At 73.3% G+C, this 20,872-nt stretch carries 22 protein-coding genes; 9 read left to right on the top strand and 13 right to left on the bottom strand.

Annotated features, from left to right (window positions below; all coding sequences use genetic code 11):
- Positions 1-4: 4 nt before the first annotated feature.
- The gene (locus tag STBA_RS34815; RefSeq protein ID WP_077062978.1) at positions 5-550 is read right to left on the bottom strand and encodes a GNAT family N-acetyltransferase; all 546 of its coding nucleotides are present in this window, start codon (positions 548-550) and stop codon (positions 5-7) included.
- 267 nt (positions 551-817) lie between these two features.
- Entirely contained in the window at positions 818-2,068 is a 1,251-nt protein-coding gene (locus STBA_RS34810) for a TerD family protein (RefSeq protein ID WP_077062977.1), read from the bottom strand.
- 154 nt (positions 2,069-2,222) lie between these two features.
- Here STBA_RS34810 and STBA_RS34805 point away from each other — a divergent pair, with 154 nt between their 5' ends.
- Positions 2,223-2,768: a DinB family protein gene (locus STBA_RS34805; RefSeq protein WP_107485167.1), complete on the top strand. Its 546-nt coding sequence runs from the start codon at positions 2,223-2,225 to the stop codon at positions 2,766-2,768.
- Between the two features lie 190 nt (positions 2,769-2,958).
- Here the strand turns inward: STBA_RS34805 and STBA_RS34800 are convergent, their stop codons facing one another.
- The 3 genes from STBA_RS34800 to STBA_RS34790 all read right to left on the bottom strand — a co-directional run bounded on the left by STBA_RS34800 (position 2,959) and on the right by STBA_RS34790 (position 4,212).
- Positions 2,959-3,363 (bottom strand): hypothetical protein, encoded by a 405-nt coding sequence (locus STBA_RS34800; RefSeq protein WP_077062975.1) that lies wholly within the window; start codon positions 3,361-3,363, stop codon positions 2,959-2,961.
- The gene (locus tag STBA_RS34795; RefSeq protein WP_077062974.1) at positions 3,360-3,668 is read right to left on the bottom strand and encodes a hypothetical protein; all 309 of its coding nucleotides are present in this window, start codon (positions 3,666-3,668) and stop codon (positions 3,360-3,362) included. Before STBA_RS34795 ends, STBA_RS34800 begins: the two co-directional genes overlap by 4 nt.
- A gap of 88 nt (positions 3,669-3,756) precedes the next feature.
- Positions 3,757-4,212, bottom strand: coding sequence for a VOC family protein (locus tag STBA_RS34790; RefSeq protein ID WP_077062973.1), 456 nt, complete (start codon positions 4,210-4,212; stop codon positions 3,757-3,759).
- 183 nt (positions 4,213-4,395) lie between these two features.
- Here STBA_RS34790 and STBA_RS34785 point away from each other — a divergent pair, with 183 nt between their 5' ends.
- Together STBA_RS34785 and STBA_RS34780 are read left to right on the top strand one after the other, a co-directional pair.
- Complete coding sequence (locus tag STBA_RS34785; RefSeq protein ID WP_077062972.1) at positions 4,396-5,034, top strand: hypothetical protein; 639 nt, start codon at positions 4,396-4,398, stop codon at positions 5,032-5,034.
- Between the two features lie 228 nt (positions 5,035-5,262).
- Positions 5,263-5,517, top strand: a complete 255-nt coding sequence (locus STBA_RS34780) for a hypothetical protein (protein WP_077062971.1) — start codon at positions 5,263-5,265, stop codon at positions 5,515-5,517.
- A 295-nt stretch (positions 5,518-5,812) separates the two neighbouring features.
- Here STBA_RS34780 and STBA_RS34775 read toward each other — a convergent pair whose 3' ends face one another.
- From STBA_RS34775 to STBA_RS34765, 3 genes are read right to left on the bottom strand one after another with little or no spacing between them, the layout of a single operon-like run.
- Complete coding sequence (locus STBA_RS34775; protein WP_077062970.1) at positions 5,813-6,769, bottom strand: cytochrome c oxidase assembly protein; 957 nt, start codon at positions 6,767-6,769, stop codon at positions 5,813-5,815.
- Positions 6,770-6,787: 18 nt separating this feature from the next.
- On the bottom strand, positions 6,788-7,516 hold the full coding sequence (locus STBA_RS34770) for a glutamine amidotransferase (protein WP_077062969.1): 729 nt from the start codon (positions 7,514-7,516) through the stop codon (positions 6,788-6,790).
- Between the two features lie 27 nt (positions 7,517-7,543).
- On the bottom strand, positions 7,544-8,785 hold the full coding sequence (locus STBA_RS34765; protein ID WP_077062968.1) for a MurT ligase domain-containing protein: 1,242 nt from the start codon (positions 8,783-8,785) through the stop codon (positions 7,544-7,546).
- A gap of 220 nt (positions 8,786-9,005) precedes the next feature.
- Between STBA_RS34765 and STBA_RS34760 the strand changes: the two genes are divergently transcribed.
- Both STBA_RS34760 and STBA_RS34755 read left to right on the top strand, forming a co-directional pair.
- Positions 9,006-9,200, top strand: coding sequence for a hypothetical protein (locus STBA_RS34760; protein WP_077062967.1), 195 nt, complete (start codon positions 9,006-9,008; stop codon positions 9,198-9,200).
- Between the two features lie 8 nt (positions 9,201-9,208).
- Entirely contained in the window at positions 9,209-10,654 is a 1,446-nt protein-coding gene (locus STBA_RS34755) for a hypothetical protein (protein WP_077062966.1), read from the top strand.
- A gap of 31 nt (positions 10,655-10,685) precedes the next feature.
- Here the strand turns inward: STBA_RS34755 and STBA_RS34750 are convergent, their stop codons facing one another.
- Positions 10,686-11,888: an ROK family protein gene (locus STBA_RS34750; RefSeq protein ID WP_077062965.1), complete on the bottom strand. Its 1,203-nt coding sequence runs from the start codon at positions 11,886-11,888 to the stop codon at positions 10,686-10,688.
- A 17-nt stretch (positions 11,889-11,905) separates the two neighbouring features.
- Between STBA_RS34750 and STBA_RS34745 the strand changes: the two genes are divergently transcribed.
- The 3 genes from STBA_RS34745 to STBA_RS34735 are packed head-to-tail and all read left to right on the top strand — an operon-like array spanning position 11,906 to position 14,462.
- A complete protein-coding gene (locus tag STBA_RS34745; protein ID WP_079252322.1) occupies positions 11,906-13,168 on the top strand; it encodes an MFS transporter in 1,263 nt (420 codons plus the stop codon).
- Positions 13,169-13,181: 13 nt separating this feature from the next.
- A complete protein-coding gene (locus STBA_RS34740; RefSeq protein WP_077062964.1) occupies positions 13,182-13,925 on the top strand; it encodes a maleylpyruvate isomerase family mycothiol-dependent enzyme in 744 nt (247 codons plus the stop codon).
- A 45-nt stretch (positions 13,926-13,970) separates the two neighbouring features.
- Positions 13,971-14,462, top strand: coding sequence for a DUF4442 domain-containing protein (locus STBA_RS34735; protein WP_077062963.1), 492 nt, complete (start codon positions 13,971-13,973; stop codon positions 14,460-14,462).
- Here STBA_RS34735 and STBA_RS34730 read toward each other — a convergent pair.
- Genes STBA_RS34730 through STBA_RS34720 form a run of 3 tightly spaced genes read right to left on the bottom strand, consistent with a single transcriptional unit; the run spans position 14,423 to position 18,580 of the window.
- Complete coding sequence (locus tag STBA_RS34730; RefSeq protein WP_077062962.1) at positions 14,423-15,088, bottom strand: response regulator transcription factor; 666 nt, start codon at positions 15,086-15,088, stop codon at positions 14,423-14,425. The two genes, STBA_RS34735 and STBA_RS34730, sit on opposite strands and share 40 nt — an antisense overlap.
- The gene (locus STBA_RS34725) at positions 15,085-16,281 is read right to left on the bottom strand and encodes a histidine kinase (protein WP_077062961.1); all 1,197 of its coding nucleotides are present in this window, start codon (positions 16,279-16,281) and stop codon (positions 15,085-15,087) included. The genes STBA_RS34730 and STBA_RS34725 overlap by 4 nt, the downstream gene beginning before the upstream one ends.
- 49 nt (positions 16,282-16,330) lie before the next feature.
- Complete coding sequence (locus tag STBA_RS34720; RefSeq protein WP_077062960.1) at positions 16,331-18,580, bottom strand: MMPL family transporter; 2,250 nt, start codon at positions 18,578-18,580, stop codon at positions 16,331-16,333.
- A gap of 153 nt (positions 18,581-18,733) precedes the next feature.
- On the opposite strand from STBA_RS34720, the gene STBA_RS34715 reads away from it, so the two are divergent.
- On the top strand, positions 18,734-19,537 hold the full coding sequence (locus STBA_RS34715; RefSeq protein ID WP_077062959.1) for an AfsR/SARP family transcriptional regulator: 804 nt from the start codon (positions 18,734-18,736) through the stop codon (positions 19,535-19,537).
- Here STBA_RS34715 and STBA_RS34710 read toward each other — a convergent pair.
- A complete protein-coding gene (locus STBA_RS34710) occupies positions 19,492-20,775 on the bottom strand; it encodes a geranylgeranyl reductase family protein (RefSeq protein WP_077062958.1) in 1,284 nt (427 codons plus the stop codon). The genes STBA_RS34715 and STBA_RS34710 overlap by 46 nt on opposite strands.
- Positions 20,776-20,872 lie beyond the last annotated feature (97 nt).

Raw genomic sequence — 20,872 nt, 5'->3', positions numbered from 1 at the left:
TCCATCATGGGGTGGCGTCGAGGGAAGGGAAAGCGGTTCCGGCCGCCGGGCCCGCGTCGGCCGCCGGGGCGCGAAGAGTGCGGGTGAAGCGCAGCCCCGGGCGGCCGCCGAGCACGGTTTCGCCGGCGGGCACGAATCCGGTGCGGGCCAGGACGGCGCGTGAACCGGCGTTGTCCACTGTCGTGACGGCGCGCAGCGCGGTCAGACCGTAGGCGGTGGCGGCCAGTGTGATGACCTGCCGGACGGCCGAGGTGGCGAGCCCTCGGCGGGCCGCCTTTTCGGCGATCCGGTACCCCAGATCGGCCGATCCGTCCGCCACGTCGATGAGGTTGACCCGGCCCAGCACTTCGCCGCCCATGCCGACCAGCACGTGAAAGCGGTGCAGCCCAGCGGCTTGTTCGGCGAGGATCTCGCTGTGCCGCGCGTCGAAGTGGGTGAAGTAGTCGTCGCCGCGGTCGGGGATCGAGGCGGCGAAGTAGGCCCGGTTCTCCCGCTCGAACGCGAGGAGGGCCGGGGCGTGTTCGTGGCGCAGTGGCTGGAGTTCGGGCATGGGAGGACTCTACGTGCGTCACGCGGCGGGGCGCCGGGGCGGAACCTGACACCTGGAATCGCACTGCGGCGCACGTGTCGGTCCCCGGCGGAGCGGTGGCCGACGTGGCGGCCCGTGACCAAGGCGCCGACGAAGTGGTCCTCGGTTACCCGGAGGGCGGAAGGCCGCCCTCCGCGGTGCACATCGGCCCCGCGCGGGAAGCCCTCGAGGACCAGTCCTGTTACGCCGTCAGGGATTACGCTCCTGCCGTTTGGACGCGTCCGGTCGTCACAGGATGGCGGCGGCGGGTTTGGCCATGCCACGGACGGTCTTGGCGCTGGCGTACTCGCCGATGGCGGTCATGTGCCACTCCCCGGAGAACTGGCGGACCAACTTGCACAGGATGACACCGGTCTGCGGCTCGGAGTGGGTGAGGTCGTAGCGGACCAGCTCCGATTCGCCGGAACGCCCGTCCAGCAGGCGGCAGTACGCCTTCGCAACAGCGGTGAACTTCTGCCCGGTGAAGGAGTTGACGACGAAGACGAGGCCGGTGACCTCCGCCGGGAGGCGGCCGAGGTCGACGGTGATGACCTCGTCGTCGCCCGCGCCGTGGCCGGTGAGGTTGTCGCCCGAGTGCTCAATGGCGCCGTCGAAGATGCGCTTCTTCATGAACCAGCAGGTGGCGAGCTTGCCGCGGCGCGCGTCGAAGGCGATGACGGAGGCGTCGAGATCGATGCTGCGCCCGCCCTGCGCGGGCTCCCAGCCCAGCCCCATCCGCACGGCGGTGAGTGGCGGGCGGCCGGACTTGACGAGGGAGACCGTCTGGTTCTTGGACAGGCTGACCCGGCCCTTGTCGAGGTTGACGACTCCCCCGAAGGCGGGCGCCGGAGCCGGGGGCATGGGCGCGGGGGGAACCGGCGGGCTCATGGAAGCGCTCGGGGGAGGGCTCATCGGCGGGGCAGGGGCGGCGGGCGGCGGCGGAGGCGCCACGGCGGGCGGGGCCGCCGGAGCGGGCGGAGCGGGCTGCGGGTCGTCATCCACGCTGACCCCGAAGTCCGTTGCGATGCCGCCGAGTCCGTCGGCGTACCCCTGCCCGACGGCCCGTACCTTCCAGGCGCCCTGCCGCCGGTACAGCTCGACCACGACCAGGGCCGTCTCCACGGTGAGCGGGGGCGGCGTGAACGTGGCGACCACTCCCCCGCCGCCGGCCTCGCGGACCACGGCGGTCGGCTCCGTTCCGGCGAACGTGGCGCCCGGCTCGCCGATACTCGCGGTCACCACCACTTTGTCGATGTCCGCTGGAACGGCGGCGGTCTCCACCGTGACGCGGTCAGGTCCGGTCGCCGACGCCGGGCGGTAGGAGACGCCGGGGCCGTTCGGCTGGTTGTAGAAGACGAAGTCCGCGTCGGAACGGACTTTCCCCGCCGCGGTGACCAGCAGCGCCGACACATCGAGCGGCCGGGCTGCCGTCACCTCCACGGCCACCGCCGGTGCGCCGGCGGGGAGCGGCAGGTTCGAGCCTTGCGTCATCGTCGTCATGGCCCCACCGTACGACGGCCCCCATGAGGCGGGCGGCACCGGGCGGTTGCCGGTGCGCGGATCGGGGGCAGGGGGCGTGAGCGGAAGGGCGCAAGGGCGGAAAGGGAACGGTAAAGCGTTTGCCCCGGCTGTTCGGGGCTGGCAGGCTCCGCGCGTGACGACATCGCGCGCTGACCTGCTGGTTCGCCAGCTGGACATGATCTGGATGCTGTTCGAGTACCACGCGGAGGAGCTGGACGACGCCGCCTGCCTGTGGGAGCCCTCGCCGAACAGCTGGACCGTCGCTCCGGACGAGGCGGGCCGCTGGGTGGCCGACTGGCAGGTACCGGAGCCGGACCCGGTGCCGACGACCACCATCGGGTGGCTGACCTGGCACGTCGGGTTCTGGTGGACGACCACGCTGCGGCACTGTTTCGGCCCCGGCGCCGCTCCCGCACGTGAGGACATCACCTGGCCGGGGAACGCCGCCGCGGCCACCGAGTGGCTGCGCGGGCTGAAGGGCGAGTGGCGTGCGGCGCTGCTGCCGCTCACCGACGCGGATCTGGACTCCACGGAGCGGACGGCGGGCCTGGCCTGGGGGGAGGGACAGGAGCTGGTGAACGTGGCGGCCTGGGTCAACTTCGAGCTGGCCAAGAACGTTGCGGAGATCGGCTCGGTGCTGCACCTGCGCGCCGCGACGGGCGCGGCCCCGAGGACCTGACCGCTCGCCGTCCGGGGCGGCCGGGCCGCGCATGGCGCTGACGGCATCGGCCATCGGTGCGGACCCGACGATCCAGCCGATCGGGACCGACGCGCTCACCGGCCGCGAACGGGGTGAGAGCCCTCCGCGGCGGGCCGAGGCGGTACGGACGGCTCGCGGATCACCCGCCGCGTGCGGACGTGCCTGCGGGTCAGCCGATGCTGAAGACGTCGACGCCGATGGCTTTGTAACGCCCGGGGAATGTGGTGAACACCGTCCAGCCGGCGGGTACGGCGATGGCGGCGGTGTGGGCCAGCGCGATGTCCTCGATCCGGTGTTCGCGCATCATGGCACCGGCCGCCTCGACCGCGGCCAGGTCGAGGGGCCGGATCACGACGGAAGGGCCGCAGCGGGCCAGGAGCAGCTCGAGGGCGGCGCGGGCCCGGCCGGTCTCGTCCCGCTCGGCGAGGACCAGCTCGGTCTGCGGAACGCTGACGGTGACGGCCTGGCGGCTCCACCGGTCGGAGAGCACTTCGTGCTCGATGCGGTAGGCCGTGGCCATGTCGGTGAGGAACGAGGCATCGACGACGACTCCGGTGACCGCGTCGGGGCTCATGCGACGCTGCGCCGACGGGCGTCGAGGTACTGCTGGAGGGACAGCGACGTGCGCCGGTTGGTGACGTCGTCCGCCCACGCCTGCGTCAGCGCGGCCCGGTCCTCGTCCAGACCGAAGTCGTGGCGCAGCCGCTCGGTGCTCTCACGGTGCCGTCGTTCCCGGTCGATCTGACCCGCGACGCTGCGCGTGACGAAGGCCGAGACGGACTCGATCACCTGGCTGTCGCGCATGCCGCGCAGCTCCTCGGCGAGCTCGCGGGGCACGGTGATGCTGATGCGCTCGTAGTCGGCTTTGTCTCCACCCATGCCACCGGATCATACCCGGTGGCCATCCGGTATTACCCATGGTCCGTGCGCGGCCGTGGCGGCCGGTGCGCGTCCGTGGTCCGCCGTGTCAGGCCACGCAGAACTCGTTCCCCTCGGGATCGTGCAGCACGACGCCGTAGTAGTCCATGCCGGGCTCGTCCATGATCCGCAGCACCGAGGCGCCCGCCGCCGTGAGCTGCTGCACCTTGGCGGAGACCCGCCGGGTGCGCTCGGGGAGCGGAGTGCCGCGACCCCCGCCCACCTTCAGATCCAGATGCGTCCGGTTCTTCACGGTCTTCGGCTCCGGGACCTGCTGGAACCACACCCGGGGCCCGCGGCCGTCCGGATCGACGATCGACTCCGGCGTCTCCCCCGCCCCCTCGGGCAACTCCTCCTCCGGCACGCCGGTGGCCGCCCAGAAGGCGCGCCAGGTGGCGTGCCCGCCCGGCGGGGGCTCGGGCACGTAGCCGAGGGCCCGGGTCCAGAACGCGACCAGGAGGGGCGGGTCGGTGCAGTCGACGGTCAGTTGCAGCTCTGGTTCCATGCCGGGAAGCCTCGCAGACGGGTCTGACACCGGGTGCCGCGAACGGCGGGCGCCCCTTCCGCTTACGGGGGAGACGTGATGGTTCCGTGCGGGGTCGCGCCTTTCCTCAACCGCCTGCGGCAGCCCGCAGTCGTACCGGACGCCCGATCATCCGTTCACGTGTGGTTCACCTGTGAGGCATTGATGCGTCTTCGTCGCAAGGTCACTGTCACCGCGCTGTCCGCCGCCGTCGTCTCGGCGGCGGCGCTCGTCCCCTCCCCCGCCGCCGCGGCGGGCGGCAGCCATCCCGTTGCCGAGATCCGGCCGGGCGGGGATATCGGGGAGGAGGACTGCACGGAGTGGGACTCCGACGGCCTGCTCCTCATCGACCTGGTGGGCATCCCCGATCCGGTCGTTGCGGGCGAGTGGGCCGAGTTCACCTATCGCATCACCAACACCTACGAGGAGCCGGTGGACGAGCTGTACACGTTCGTCGCCCTCGGGGCCTACGACACCAACGACGGCGCGGACATCGAAACGGCCGGTCAGTGGTGGGACGGGGAAGCGTGGGTCGGCACCGAGGGGGACGAGGGGACCGGCGGCTACTTCGGCCACACCGGGCCGCTGCTGCCCGGCCAGTCCGCGGAGGCCCGCATGCGGGTGAGGGTGGACAAGGCCGCGCCCGAACGCGCGCTCGGCACCGCCGGGATGATGGGCACGCACGGCAACGGGGGCGGGCTGTGCCAGAGCACGGTGGACGACCTCGAGTTCGACGTGGCAGCCGCGGACTCCGGCCGGCGCGGGCAGGCGTTGCCTGGCCCCGCGGGAGCGGCGGCTCCGTGATCGCGTGCGGCGCTTAGTCGCCGGCGACGCCCCATCAGAATAATTGCGATGATCTGCTTTTCGGTTCACAGCGGCACACGTGGCCGTTCGGACAGCCGGAAAGCGGCCGCGGAACTTTGCCGGAATCCTGTCGCTCTTTGGGAGCAATATGCATGTCGGGCGACCGGTGCCGCGGGGCGATGGTCCACATTGTCAGAAGTCCTGTTGTTCCGAATGGGAGAGAATGCTATGCGTCTCCGTTCTGCACTGGCCGTCGCCGCGGTCACCGCTTCCCTGTTCAGCGCTGCCGGAATGGCCAGCACTGCCACCGCCGACGTCACGGTCGACTTCGGCTCCTCGTTCAACTCCAACATCCAGTTCCACCCGATCACGGTGTGCGCCTCGAACTTCACGGGCCTCACCAAGCAGATCCCGATCAAGTCCGAGTCGGAGCAGGAGACCCGCGACTGCATCAACGGTCCGGCTATCCACAGCGAGGACTGAGACCTTCCCCACTGGCCCGCTCGGCCCTCAGGCCGGGCGGGCCATAGTCATGCCCGCGGGAATCGAATACGCCTCGTTCCCGTGCCGGACAAGCGATTTCACCGCATCGTTGTTGCATTTACTGCCGCTGCACTCATACGGCATTCGCGCGACCTCCGGCGAGGTGCGGCATTCCTGACTTCCAAAACGGAACGGCAGCGGAGCGGCGGCACTTCCCCCGGAGCGCCGCCGCGCAGCTGCTTTGGACGCGCCCCCTGCCGCATGCGGAAGTCCCAGCCGCCGAGCCCCGCAGCGGTCAGCCGCTGCGGGCCTGGAGCGAGGCGAGGTAGGCGTTGTAATCCGCCAGGTCGCGGTCCCCGTTGCGGTCGGCGACGCGGTCGAGCCGACGCGCCGTGCGCTGCTCGGAGACGTACCACTGGATCACGAGCGCGATCAGGACGATCACGGTCGGGATCTCACTGAACGCCCAGGCCATGCCACCCGCCGCCGACTGGTCCTCCACGGCGTCCACCGCGAGGGACGCGGGCGGGTCGGCGAAGGTATTCACCAGCGGTTCGGAGCCCATCATCAGCGCGATACCGAAGAAGGCGTGGAACGGCATGGTCGCGAACAGCTCCAGCATGCGCATGAGATGGCCGGGGCGGTGCGGACCGGGGTCGACGCCCATGATGGGCCAGAAGAACACCAGCCCCACCGCGAGGAAGTGCACCATCATCGTCACGTGCCCGACGCGGGTCTCCATCAGGAAGTCGAACAGCGGTGTGAAGTACAGCCCGTAAAGGCTGGCGACGAACAGCGTGATGGTGAACAGCGGACTGGTCACCACGCGCACCCAGCGGCTGTGCAGCAGTCGCACCAGCAACTCCCGCGGCCCCGTGCGGCCGCGGCCCGTCGGCGGGAGGGCCCGCAGCAGCAGGGTCACGGGTGCTCCGAGCAGCAGCAGGATCGGGGACACCATGCTGATGATCATGTGCTGCGTCATGTGTGCGCTGAACAGGACCATGCCGTAGTCGTTCAGACCGGTGCACGTGACCGCGAGGATCGACGCGATACCGAGGGTGAACGACACGGTGCGCGGCACGGACCAGGCGTCGCCGCGGCGGCGCAGCCGCACCACGCCCCAGGCGTAGAGCGCGAGCGCGGCCAGGCAGCCGATCAGGAAGACCTCGTCGACGCTGATGTCGAGCGCGCGTCCGACGGTGAACGGCGGCAGGTCCGTGCCCGCGCCGTGGCCGTCGTGTCCCGTTGCCATTGCGTGCTCCCCGGGGTCTCAGGCTGCCTGGGTCGCCGCGGCGATCCGTTCGGCGCGCAGCGCCTCGTACCAGCGGTCGTCGACCGGCGGGAGGGCGTTGACGTCGAGGGTGAGCTTCAGGAGCAGGTCGGCGATCTGCGGGTTGCGGGCGAGCACGGGGCCGTGCATGTAGGTGCCGAACACCGTGCCGGCCCAGGCGCCCTCGGTGCCGTCCCCGGTGCCGTTGCCGTTGCCGAACTGCACGCGGGCGAACGGGCGGACGCCGGGGCCGAGCTGGGTGAGGCCCTGGTGGTTCTCGAAGCCGGTGAGCTGCGGGAGGCGGAGTGTTTCGTCGACGTCGGCGAGCACGTCGCCGACGCACCGCTCGCCGCCGCCGCGGACGCTGATGACGTCGAGCAGCCCGAGGCCGGGCTCGCGCTGGCCGAGGTCGTTGATGAACTCGTGACCCAGGATCTGGTAACCGGCGCAGACGGAGAAGATGATCGCGCCGTTGTCGACGGCGCGCTGGAGTCCGCCGTCGCGGCGCAGCCGCTCGGCCGCGAGGCGCTGGGGCCGGTCCTCGCCGCCGCCGACCAGGTAGATGTCTCCCGAGGTGGGAACGGGCTGGTCGGAACGGACGTCGACACGTTCGACCGTCAGGCCCCGCTGGCGGGCACGGCGCTCGACGACGAGAACGTTGCCCTGGTCGCCGTAGGTGCTCAGCAGGTCGGGGTAGACCCAGACCACGCGCAGGCCGGAGGTGCTCATGGGGCGGTCCTTTACTGGAAGATCCGGTCAGTTGCCGACGGTGCGGCGCAGGTCCTGGAAGGCGGTGTAGTTGGCGATGGCCTCGATGCGGCCGGGGGGCAGCTGGGCAATGGCTTCCTCAAGGGTCTGGCAGACGCGGAAGTCGACGCCTGCGACCTCGAGGCGGACGGCGAGGTCGAGGCGGCGGTCGCCGATGACGGCGATCGGGTGGCCGGCGAGACGGCCGTAGTCGACGTCCCAGAGCCACGAGGTGTCGGTCCCGTCGGCGCTGCGCGCGTTGACGGAGAGGATGACGGGCGTGGGCGGCGGGTCGATCAGTGAGAACGTCTCCAGCCAGCCCGCCGGGTTTTTCGCCAGGAGCAGGCGGATGTCGCGGCCCTGGTGGCTGACGACGTCGTAACGGCCGGCGACGGCGGCGACGGCCTGCATGCGCTGGAGCGCGACCTGCGGATGGATACCGAAGGCGGCTGCGACGGCCGCGGCGGTGGCGGCGTTCGCCTTGTTGGCCCGGCCGGGCAGCTGGAGCTGGATGGGCCAGGGCGTGCCGTGCGGGTCGAGCACGGAGTCGCCGGAGAGGACCCAGCTGGGGGCGGGGCGGCCGAAACCGCACTCGCCGCACTGCCAGGACACGTCGTCGGGCCGGTGCAGGACGCCGCCGCACGAGGGGCAGGACCAGGCGTCGTCCTTCCACTCCTGGCCGACGGCGGCCCAGATGACATTGGGGCTGGAGGACGCAGCCCATACGACGAGGGGGTCGTCGGCGTTCGCGATGATGGTGGCCTTGCTGCCCTGGAGACCTTCGCGCCAGCGCTCGGCGAGCATGCGGGTCTCGGCCGCGCGGTCCAGCTGGTCGCGGGAGAGGTTGAGCAGGGCGATGGCCTTGGGCGACACGTCCCTGGCGACGCCGGCGAGGTATTTCTCGTCGACCTCGATGACGCCGAAGCGTGCCTCGGACCCTGCGGAGAGCGCGGAGGTGATGCCGGCGGGCATGTTGGCCCCCAGCGCGTTGGAGACGACCTCGCCGCCGGCGCGGAGCGCCTCGGCGATCAGCCGGGTGGTGGTGGTCTTCCCGTTGGTGGCGGAGACCAGGACCACGTCCAGATGTCCGGCGAGGCGGGCGAGGAGATCGGGGTCCACCTTGAGGGCCACCCGTCCGCCGATCACCGATCCGCTGCCGCGGCCCGCGGCCCGCGACACCGCCGCCGCCGCTTTGCCCGCCGTCACCGCCAGTCTGGCCCGCGCCGACAGTGGCTGCGCGCTGTCTGCCATCGTCCCTGTTCCTCCTCGCCCTTGGCCGGGGACCAGCCTATCGAGGTCCCGGGCGGGGCCAGAACCGCATCGCCCCTCGCGGCCCTTAGTCCTCCGTGGGCCGCCCCTGGGGTTGGCCGTTTCGCCCATATGCGCTTGTCAGCGTAAAAATTGCCCTTTGCGGGTTTTAGAGTGCTTGCGGGGAATGCCGGTCGACCGCTCATTCGCATCGGGAGTACTCATGATCTTGTCCATCTCGGGGGTCGTCTTCCTCGGCATCATGGTGTGCCTGTTCGCCAGGAAGGACGGGCTGAAGCTCTCGCACGCCGTGGTGTGCGCCCTGTTCGGCTTCTACCTGGCGGGAACGGCGGTCGCGCCGAGCATTCAGGCGGGCGGGGCCAGCCTGGCGAACCTGCTGGGCGGAATCACGCTGTAGGGGGCGCGGTGTTTCCGTTCCTGGTGTTTCCGTTCCTGGTGCTGGGGCGCGGCCTCGGGCGGCTCGCGCGGGCGGTCTGGTGTCGATGGCTCGGGCTGTCCCGGGAACAGCGGGGTCCGGTGCTGCTGCTGGCCACGGCCGTCGGGCTGTTGCTGTGGCTGGTGCCGTACGGGCTGTGGCTCACCGGTGGCGGGGTGCTCGCGGCGGCGGCGTGGTCGGGGTGGGGCGGCGGCCGGACGGCAAGGGAGGTGCGCGCGGCGAGGTCGGCGGCGGACGAGCGCCTCGCGGCGCTGTACGAGGCGCTGGTGCCGCACTTCTCGCTGCCGTCCGATCCGTCGCCGGAGCCGCTGTACGCCCACGGAGGGGTCTGGCAGCGCTGCTTTTCTTCGGTTACACTGAGTGACGAAGGCCGGATCGCGGGGCTGTGTCTGCGGTATCCGGCGTTCTTTCCCGACGGTGATGCGGAGTGCCGGGCACGCGTGGAGCGGCTGCTGGCGGCGAAGGCCGGGCGGGGGCGGGAGTTCCGGTTCCGGTGGGACGAGGAAGGCGGTGAGCTGGAGATGGTGGCGGTGGAGCCGCCGCCGACGGGGATCGGGGCGCAGCGGTTCGTGGCGGCGTCGGGGGAGGTGGTGCTCGGGTTCACGGATGCGGGGGCGGTGGATCGCACGGTGCCGGTGCGGGGTGGCGCGGGGTGTGCGGAGCAGGTGGATGCCTCGCCGGTGGTGTGGCGGGCGGGACCGCGGACGGCGGAGCCGCATCTGCTGGTGGTGGGTGCGCCGGGGGCGGGGGCGACGTCGTTGCTGCGTTCGGTGGCGTTGCAGGCGCTGCTGGAGGGGGACGTGCTGCTGGTGGACGGCGCGGGAGCGGGTGAGTTCGCGTGTTTTGGTGGGCGCTGCGGTGTGGTGTCGGTGGAGTCGACGCCGGCGGGTGGGGTGGCGGCGCTGGAGTGGGCGGCGCGGGAGACGGAGCGGCGGCTGCTGGCTGCTGGCGGTGGGGCGGAGGAGCGGGCGCTGTGGATCGTGGTGGACCGGCCGGCGTTGCTGCGGCATCTGGCGGGGGTTCAGGGGCTGCGTGATCCGCTGGGGTCGCTTCAGGTGCCGCTGCGGTTCGGGCGGGCCGGCCGGGTGACGGTGGTGCTGGCGGAGCAGTTCGAAGGGCTGTCCGGGCTGGGTTGGGCGGCGGCCTCGTGCGCCCGCGCCCGGGTGGTGCTGGGGGCGGTGACGGCGCCTCAGGCGTCGGGGGTGCTGGGTGCGGCGCCGCCGGCGGTGCCGTCGGGGCAGGTGCCGCCGGGGCGGGGGTTCGCAAGGCTGGGTGCGGGTCCGGTGTACCGGTTGCAGGTGCCGGCGACTCCGGACCCGGGGGACGAGTCGGCGGACGAGGGGGCGCGGCGCGCGGTGCTGGCGCTGCTGCCGGGCTGGGTGGGGCGGGAGGGGTCGGTGGCGGGGCGGGGGTAGGCGGGGGGTGCCGCCGCAGTGGTGGTGGTGGTCAGGTGGCGAGGGCGGTGAGGGGGTCGTCCAGGACGGGCTGCCAGGCGAGTTCGGCGGCGCCGACGAGGCTGTTGTGGTCGAGGGTGCAGGGGAGGATGGGGATGCTGCCGCTCCTCCCCCACAGGCTGCGCTCCTCGACCACGGCGCGCAGGCGGGCGGGGTCGGCTTCCAGGAGCCAGCGGTGGAGGCCGCCGAGGATGATGCGGTCCGGGTTGAGGATGTTGACCAGGCCGGCCAGGCCGAGGCCGAGGCGGTCGATGACGGTGGCGGTGGCGGCGCGGGCCACGGGGGTGCGGTCGGTACGCAGCAGGTGGCGCGCCTGGTCGAGGAGGGAGCCGGCGGGATCGGGGGTGCGGCCGGCGGCTTCGAGGAGGGCGAGGGGGTCGGTTTCCACGTCGAGGCAGCCGCGGCTTCCGCAGTGGCAGGGGCGGCCCTGGGGGTCGACGGTGAGGTGGCCGACTTCGAGGGCGAGTCCCGCGCTGCCGCTGTGGAGCCGGCCGTCGAGGACCAGTGCGCCACCGACGCCGCGGTGGCCGGTGGCCACGCACAGCAGGTGCTCGGCGCCGTGGCCGGCGCCGTGCCGGTGTTCGGCGAGGGCGGCGAGGTTGACGTCGTTGCCGCAGAAGCCGGGGACGGCCAGTCCTGCGTCGGTGAGGCAGCGGTTGAAGATGTCACGGACGGGCGCGCCGGCGGGCCAGGCGAGGTGGAGGGGATTGAGGGCGGTGCCCTCGGGCTCCGCGACGGCGGAGGGGACGGCGAGGCCGGCGCCGATGCAGCGGCGTCCGCTGCCACGCAGCAGGGCCGCGCCGGCGGCGACGACTTCGCCGAGCACTTGGGCAGGGTCGGCGTCGACGGTCATGCAGCCGGGCGCGGTGGCGGCGATGCGGCCGCCGAGGCCGACGAGGGCGGCGCGGAAGCCGTCGGCGTGGACTTGGGCGGCGAGGACGACGGGGCCGTCGTCGGCGATGGCGAGCCGGTGGGAGGGCCGGCCCTGGCTGCCGGGCGCCGCGCTGGGCCGGGAGTCGACGGTGATGAGCCCGAGCGTCTGGAGTTCACCGGCGACGGCGCCCGCGGTGGCGCGGGTGACGCCGAGCTCCGTGGTGAGGACGGCGCGGGTGGGGGCGCGGCCCGTGTGCACGAGTTCCAGCGCGGGGCCGAGGGCGTTTCGGCCCCTGTCGAGCCTGGTACGAGTGTGGGTCACGCCCCTATTCTGGCTTTGTGCCTCCCATAAACAAATTGCGGGCGATTCTCGTACCGGGCCAGCGGCGAAGCGGGCCTGGCGGGCAGGCGGCGGATGTCTCGCTGCGGCAACTGCGGGCGGCGCTGACGGTGTTCTTCGCGCTCGACGGATTCGTCTTCGCCGGCTGGGTCGTGCGCATCCCCGACATCAAGGACCAGACGGGGGCGTCGGCGAGCGCACTGGGGGTGGCACTGCTCGGTGTGTCGGCGGGCGGCGTGGTGACGATGATGCTGACGGGGCGGCTGTGCCAGCGGTTCGGCAATCATCCGGTGACGGTGGCCGCGGGCGCGCTGCTCGCGCTGAGCGTGGTGCTGCCCGCGCATGCGCATTCCGCGGTGGTGCTCGGCGCGGTGCTGCTGGTGTTCGGGACCGCGTTCGGCGCGATCAACGTGGCGGGGAACAGCGCGGCGGTGGATCTGGTGGCGGCGCTGGGGCGGCCGGTGATGCCGAGTTTCCACGCGGCGTTCAGCCTCGGGGGCATGCTGGGCGCCGGGCTCGGCGGGCTGGTGGCCGGCCGGTTGAGCGCGGCCTGGCACCTGGGTCTGCTGGCGGGGCTCGGGCTGCTGATCGCCGCTGCGGCCGGGCGCACGCTGCTCGCGCACCCGGCGCCCGCGCCGCCGCGCCCGGCGGCCCGCGCGGCGGGGGGCCCGGGGGACGCAAAGGGCGCGGGCGCGCGTCCGATGCGCGGCCGGGTGCGGCGGCTGGTGCTGGTGCTCGGCTTCATCGCGCTGTGCACGACGTACGGGGAGGGGGCGCTGGCGGACTGGAGCACGCTGCACCTGCGGGAGTCGCTGGAGGCGAGTCCCGGGGTGGCGGCGGCCGGGTACTCGGTATTCGCCCTGGCCATGACGGTGGGCCGGCTCACCGGCTCGGCGATGCTGCAACGGCTCGGGCAGGCACGGGCGTTGACCGTCGGCGGGACGACGGCCGCGGCGGGGATGCTGCTGGCGTCGCTGGCGCCGACGGTGGGGCTGGCCCTGGTGGGCTTCGTGATCACGGGTCTCGGCCTGGCGAACGTCTTCCCCATCACGATCGGCCAGGCCGGGGCGCTGGCCGGTCCGCGGGGGGTGGCCGCGGCCTCGACGCTCGGTTACGGCGGGATGCTGATGGGGCCGGTGGCGATCGGGTTTCTCGCGGACTGGTTCAGCCTGGCCGGGGCGCTGACGACGGTCGCGATGCTGGCGGCGGTGGCGGCGGTCACGGCCTACGCCCTGCGTGGTGCGGTGCAGGCGGGCACCTGACACAATCCCGGGTGTGGAGACCGACGACTTTCTGCGCGTACTGGCCGACGAGGGCGGGGCGTTGGCGGCCGCCGCGGCCCTGGCGGGCCCGGATGCCTCCGTGCCGACCTGCCCCGGCTGGCGGATGCGGGATCTGGTGCTGCACACGGGTGCCGTTCACCGCTGGGCGGCCGGGTACGTGCGCGAACGACACCCGGATCGGCAGCCGTTCCCTTCGCCCGCGGTACCGGACGGGGAGTTGGACGGCTGGTTCCGGGAGGGCCTCGGGGCGCTGCTCGCCCTGCTGGAGGCGGCGCCCGCGGACCTGGCGTGCTGGACGTTCCTGACGGGCTCGCCGACGCCGCGGCACTTCTGGGCCAGGCGGCAGGCGCACGAGACGGCGGTGCACCGGATGGACGCCGAACTGGCGGCGGGCCAGGGCCTTTCCTCCGTCACGGCGGAGTTCGCGGCCGACGGCATCGACGAGTTGCTGGTCGGGTTCCACAGCAGGGACAGGAGCCGCCTGCGCGCCGAGCGGCCGGCGGTGCTGCGGGTGCTGGCCGCGGACCGGCCGGGCGACGACTGGATGGTGCACATCACGGACGGGACCCCGCGGGGCGGCCGTTCCGTGCCGGGAACGCCGGCGGACTGCGAGATCAGCGGGCCGGCGACGGTGCTGTATCCGGTGCTGTGGAACCGGCAGCCGTGGAGCGCGGAGGTGAAGGTGGCGGGGGACGCCGCGGTCGCCGCGCTGTGGCGGTCCTCCGGGGGCGTCTGACCCCAGCAGTTACCCGCGGGTAATGTCCGTGGTAGCTTCGGCCCCATGGCACGGTCGGTGGGGCCCAGAGCGCTGGGCCGTCTCATGCGCTGGTGGCCGCCGTACCGCTTCGCCGGGATCAAGGTCCTGCGCATAGCGGACGACTGGAGCGCGGCCCGGGTGCGGCTGCGGCTCGGCCGGCTGAACCGGAACTGGTTCGGCACGCACTTCGGCGGCTCGCTGTACTCGATGTGCGACCCGTTCTGGGCGCTGCTGGTGCTGCACCGGCTCGGCCGCGGCTATGTGGTGTGGGACAAGGCAGCCGAGATCGAGTACGTCTCGCCGGGCCGCGGCGACGTGTTCGCGGACTTCCGGCTGACCGAGGAGCGGGTCGAGGAGATCAGGCGGGCGGCCGAGGACGGGGCAAAGGTGCTGCCGTGGTTCGACTGCACCGTGGTCGCCGCCGACGGCACCGTGGTGGCCCGGGTCCGCAAACAGCTGTACGTGCGGCGCAAGCCTCAGCCGAGCCAGCCGGGGCGCACCAGGCCCGACTCGTAGGCCAGGACGACGAGCTGGGCGCGGTCCCGGGCGCCGAGCTTGACCATGGCGCGGCTGACGTGGGTCTTTGCGGTCAGCGGCGAGACGACGAGCCTGCGGGCGATCTCTTCGTTGGACAGGCCGATCCCGACCAGGGCCATCACTTCCCGTTCGCGGTCGGTCAGCTCGGCGAGCCCGGCCGCGGCCGCGGGCTCCTTGGAACGGGCGGCGAACTCGGCGATCAGGCGGCGGGTGACCCCCGGCGAGAGCAGAGCGTCGCCCGCGACGACGGCGTGCACGGCGCGGACCAGCTCTTCGGGCTCGGTGTCCTTGACGAGGAAGCCGGAGGCGCCCGACCTGATGGCCTCGAAGACGTACTCGTCCAGTTCGAACGTGGTCAGCATGACGACTTTCACGTCGGCGAGGCCGGGGTCCCCGGTGATGCGGCGGGTGGCGGCGAGCCCGTCGAGCCCGGGCATGCGGATGTCCATGAGGACCAGGTCCGGGCGCCGTTCACGGACCAGCGCGAGCGCCTCCTCGCCGTCGGCGGCCTCGGCCGCGACCTCGATGCCGGGCTGGGCGTCGAGCAGCGCGCGGAAGCCGGCCCGCACCAGCACCTGGTCGTCGGCGAGCAGTACCCGGATCACGTGATCTCCTTGTCGGTCAGGGGCAGGCGGGCGGTGACGCGGAATCCGCCGTCGGGCCGGGCACCGGCCTCCACGGTGCCGCCGAAGGCCGCGGCCCGTTCCCGCATGCCGACCAGGCCGTTGCCGCCGCCCGAGCCGCCGCCGGTGGCGGGGCCGTCGTCGTCGATGCGCAGTTCGACCAGGTCGGGGGCGTAGCGCAGCAGCACGTGCGCGGTTCGGGAGCCGGAGTGGCGGACGATGTTGGTCACCGCCTCCTGCACGATGCGGAACGCGGCCAGGTCGGCGCCCGGGGGCAGTGCCACGGCGGTGCCGCGGGTGTCGACGGTCACCCGCAGACCGGCCTGCCGCGCCTGCTCGGCCAGTTCGGGGAGCCGGTCGAGGCCGGGCGCCGGGGCGCGCGGGGCCGCGCCGCCCGGGGCGCGCAGCGTGTCCAGGACCTGCCTGACCTCGCCCAGGGCCTCCTTGCTGGCGGCCTTGATGGTGGTGAGAGCGCTTCTGGCCTGGTCGGGGTCGGTGTCGAGGAGTGCGAGGCCCATGCCGGCCTGGACGTTGATCACGGAGATGCTGTGGGCGAGGACGTCGTGCAGCTCGCGGGCGATGCGCAGCCGTTCCTCGTCCGCGCGGCGCCGCTCGGCCTCCTCGCGGGCGGCGCGTTCCCGTGCCCGCTGTTCGCGGCGGACGCGCACCAGTTCGGCGACGGCGAGGACGGCGACGGCCCAGGCGGCCGCGGCCGCGTCGCCGCCCCAGTCCCTGGCTCGGTCGTCATCCGGCGGCAGCCAGCGGTGGAGCCAGTGGCCGGTGAGGGCCAGCCCCGTCCACAGCAGGCCGAGCGCGGCCCAGGCGGCCTTGCGGTGGCCGGTGACGACGGCGCCGAACGAGCCGACGACGACGCTGAGGTAGATGGGCCCGTAGGGGTAGCCGGCGCCGAGGTAGGCCAGGAGCACCAGGGCCGTGCCGAGGGCGACCTGCGGCGGATGGCGGTGGCGGGCCAGGAGCAGCAGCGGGCCGAGGACCAGCAGGGCGTGGGCGAAAAGGTCGAGGGACACGCGGTCCTGCTGGTGGTGCGCGGCGAACCGCGAGCCGATGAGCTGGATCAGCAGGACCGCGCCCGAGGACCGCCACGGAAGCCGGGCGGGGCCGCCGGGCAGGCGGTGCCAGGGGCGGCGGCCCGGTTCCGTCGCGGGTGCGGTCATGCGGGCAACGCTAGCCGCGGGCGGACGCGGGTGCGTCCGCCGGCCGTGGTCATCGCGCGTACTCCCGTGGCAGTACCTCGGCGTGCGGCGGGGGCGCGGCGGGGGTGCCGTTCTCGTGCAGGCCGAACCTGGCGTGCAGGCGGCGCAGGGGCCGCGGGGCCCACCAGTTGGCGCGCCCGGCCAGGCGCATGGAGACGGGCAGCAGCACCATGCGGATGAGCGTGGCATCGGCCAGGATGACCAGGGCGGTGCCCACGCCCAGCTCCTTGAGGAAGACGACGCCGCTGGTGGCGTACGTGGCGAAGGTGACGACGAGGATGCCGGCCGCCGCGGTGATCAGCGGCGCGGTGCGGGCGATGCCGACGGCCACCGCCTGCCGGGTGTCGCCGGTGCGGTCGTGCTCCTCCTTGATGCGGGACAGCAGGAACACCTCGTAGTCCATGGACAGTCCGTAGGTGATGCAGAACATCAGCATCGGGATGCTCGGCTCGATCGAGCCGGTGGGGGTGAAGCCGAGCAGTCCGGAGAAGTTGCCGTCCTGGAAGATCCACACCAGCGCGCCGAACATGACGGACAGGCTGAGCAGGTTGAGGACGGTGGCCTTCAGGGGCAGCAGGACGCTGCCGGTCATGAGGAAGAGCACGCCGCAGGTGATGAGCAGGATGAGGGCCGCGACGAGCGGGACGCGTTCCAGCAGGGTGGCGCGGAAGTCGGTGGTCTCGGCGGGGTAGCCGCCGACGTCCGCGGCGTAGGGGGCGGGCACGTCGCGGATGTCGGCGACGAGGCCGGGCACGTCGCCCTCCATGGCCTCCTGGGTGGGCACCACGGCGATCAGCGCGCCGCCGGACGGCGAGGTGGCGGCGGCGGAGGCGGGCCCCGGCCCGCGGACCGCCTCCCCGGCGCGGTGGGTACCGGCGGGTGAGACGACGTGGAAGACGCCGGGGACGCGCGAGAGTTCGGCCGCGTAGGCGGCGACGTCGGCGTCCGGCACACCGGCGGGGCCCTCGCTGGCGACGTACAGGGTGTCCGTGGCCTCGGCGGCGAAGTGCTCACGGACTTCCTCGGACATGACGCGGCTGGAGGTGCCCTCGGGCAGGGTCCGCTGGTCGGGCAGGCCGAACCGCAGTCCGAGCACCGGGGAGGCGGCGACCAGCAGCACGGCGAGCGCCGCGCCGCCGGCCAGCACGGGGCGGCGCATGACGGCCAGCGCGGTGCGGTGCCAGAAGCCGCCGGCGGTCGCACGTTCGGGCGCGGTGGGCCGTTCCACCCGGTGGCCCCAGCGGGCCAGGGCGGCGGGCAGCACGACGACGGCGCCGGTGACGGCCGTCAGCACGACGAGGATGCCGGCGTAGGCGAAGGAGCTGAGGAAGAAGAACGGGAAGACCAGCAGCGTCGACAGGGACACCGCAACGGTCAGGCCGCTGAACAGGACGGTGCGGCCCGCCGTGGCGACGGCCCGCGTCACGGCGTCCTGGGCGGGCAGGCCCGCGGTCCGTTCCTCGCGGTAGCGGTTGATCAGGAAGAGGCAGTAGTCGATGCCGAGGCCGAGCCCGAGGACCAGGGCGAGGTTGGCCGCGAACGTGGACACCGGTGTGAACTGGGCGAGCAGCCGCAGCCCGGCCAGCGTGCCGAGCACCGAGAGCAGGCCGACGCCGACGGTGAGCAGGGCGGCCACGGTGCGCCGGTAGACCAGGATCAGGAGCAGCAACACGGCGGGCAGGACGATGACCTCGGCGGTCAGGAAGTCCCGCGCGGCCTGTTCGCCGACCTGCCGGGACACCTCCTCCTGGCCGCCGACGGTCACGGTGATGTCGTCGGTGGTGCGGGCCAGTTCCGGGGAGAGGTCGGCCAGTTCGGCGCGGGTGTCGGTGGCGCTGCCCTCCAGGCGGGCCAGCACCAGCGCGCGCCGGCCGTCGGTGCTGCGCAGGGCCTGGTCCCGCTCGTCCCAGTAGGAGGTGACGTCGGTGACCATCGGGTGCCCGGCCAGTTCCGCCGCGAGCCCGCGCCCCGCCTCGGCGACGGCCCCGCCGTCGACGTCGCCGCGCTCCGCGGTGACCAGCAGCGCCAGGTTCGGGGTGCCGGTGCCGTACTCCTCGCGCAGGACGTCCTGCACGCCGACGGATTCGGTGCCCGGCGCGTCCCAGCGGGCCAGTTCCAGATCGCTCTGCGCGCCGGCGCCGTAGATGCCGGACCCGAGGAACAGCACGAGGGCGGCCAGGAGCACCGCTCCCCCGCGCCGGACCGTGAGCCGGCCGAGGCGGCCCAGTGGCCCGCCGCCGTCCTCGTCTCGCTGTGCCATGGCTGTCGTTCCCTTCCGTCGCGTGGTGTGCCGCCACGCTGCCGCGGCGCGCTGACCTTCCGCTGGAACGGCCGCTGGAACGCACGCGGGAACGACCGCTGGAACGACCGCTGGAACACGGTGCCGGACATCTGGCCGGGTTAGGCTCTGGCCATGGCTGAGGGGCTGCGTTTCGAACTGCTGGGACCGCTGCGCGCGTCGGGCACCGGGGGCGAGGTGCCGCTCGGGGCGCCCCGGCAGCGCGCCGTCCTCGCGGTGCTCCTCCTCCAGGAGGGCCGCCCGCTGTCCTACGACGCGCTGGTCGACGCCGTCTGGGGCGAGAAGCCGCCGGCCCACGTGCGGAATCTGGTGCAGAAGTACGTCTCCGGGCTGCGGCGCGCCCTCGCTCCCGCGGCGGCGGGCGACGACGGCCGGGCGGGGGGCGTTCGGCTGCGGTGGACGGGCAGCGGGTACCTGCTCAGCGGTGCGGAGATCACCGATCTGCGGGAGCGGCGGGCCCTGCTCGGGCGGGCCCGCGCGGCCCGCGACGCGGGCGAGCTGCGGGCCGCGGTCGCGCTGGCCGGCGAGGCGGAGGCGCTGTGGCGCGGGGAGTTCGCCGAGGGGCTGGCCGGGCCGTATCTTGCGGCCGAGCGGCGGCGCTGGGTGGAGAAGCGGCTGATGGTGCTGGAGGCGAGGCTCGAGGGGGAGCTGTTCCTCGAGCGCTACCACGAGTGCATCCACGAGCTGGTCAGGCAGGTCGCCGCGCATCCGCTGCGCGAGCGGCTGGTGTGGCTGCTGATGCTGGCGCGCTACCGCAGCGGCCAGGGCACGGCGGCGCTGCGGGAGTTCGAGGAGGCGCGGCGCCGGATCGCCGCGGAGCTGGGGGCGGACCCGGGGCCGGCGCTGCGCGCCCTGCACGAGCGCATCCTGCGTCAGGACCCGGGGCTGCTGTTCCCCGAACCGGCGCTCGTCTCCTGACCCTTCTGGTCCTTCTGTTCCTTCTGGTCCTTCTCGGGCGCGCGGTCGAGCGCCGCCAGCGTTCTGCGGGCCACCGGGTGCGTGCGCACGAGGCCGGCCAGTGTGGTCGAACCGCGGGTGATGCGGCCGAACGCGGCCCAGGCCGGACGGAATCCGATCAACGCCGTGTGCAGCAGGCGGGGCCGCTCCGCGAAGATCGCCAGCACCCGGCGTCCGACGCCCATTTCGACGCCGAGGCCCGACTTGATGGCGAAGGTGTAGTTGAGTGCCTGCCGCCGGGCGTCCACCGCGTCCCCTGCCTCGGCGATCCGCACCGCCCACTGCCCGGCCAGCCGCCCCGAGCGCAGCGCGAACGAAATGCCCTCGCGCGTCCACGGCTCGAGCAGCCCGGCGGCGTCGCCGCACACCAGCACGCGGCCGCGGGAGAGCGGCGAGTCGTCCGTGCGGCAACGGGTGAGGTGGCCCGAGGAGATGGACGGCTCGAACCCGGCCAGGCCCAGGCGCGCGATGAAGTCCTCCAGGTAGCGCTTCGTCGCGGCGCCCTCCCCGCGGGCGGAGATCACACCGACCGTGAGCGTGTCCCCCTTGGGGAAGACCCACCCGTAGGAGCCGGGCAGCGGCCCCCAGTCGATCAGGACGCGCCCCGCCCAGTCGCGGGCCACCTCGGGCGGGACGGGGATCTCGGCCTCCAGGCCGAGATCCACCTGTCCCAGGCGCACACCGACGTGCGCGCCTATCCGGCTGGCGCTGCCGTCGGCGCCGACGACCGCCCGCGCCAGCAGTGTTTCGCCGCCGGCCAGCACCACGGCGACGGTACGCCGGTCCGGCACGGCCGGGCCGTGCTGCTCCACGCGCGAGACGGTGGTGCCCGTGCGCAGTTCGGCGCCGGCCTTGACCGCGGCTTCGACCAGACGCTGGTCGAACTCCGGCCGGTTCACCAGGCCGAACAGCATCCGCTTGGAACGCCGGGTGCGGGCCAGCCGGCCGTTCAGCGAGAACGTGACGGCGTGCACCCGGTCGCGCAACGGCAGTTCGAAGCCGGGCGGCAGCGCGTCGCGGGAAGGGCCGATGATGCCGCCGCCGCACGTCTTGTAGCGCGGCAGCTCGGCCTTTTCCACCAGCAGGACGCGGCGGCCGGCCTCCGCCGCGGCGCGGGCGGCCGAGGCGCCCCCGGGCCCGGCCCCCACCACCACGACGTCCCACACCACTTCGGCCCCGGTTTCGTTCTCGCTGCTCACGATGTGCTGCCGCTCCCCGCTGCGTCTGACGATTCGGTCACCGCAGGGCATCCTAGTTCGCCGTGGGAGCGGGAACGGGCTGTGGGATCATCGGCAG

The sequence above is a fragment of the Streptomyces sp. MP131-18 genome, assembly GCF_001984575.1.
Lineage (GTDB): Bacteria > Actinomycetota > Actinomycetes > Streptomycetales > Streptomycetaceae > Streptomyces > Streptomyces johnsoniae.
This window is presented reverse-complemented; position numbering and strand designations above follow the sequence as displayed.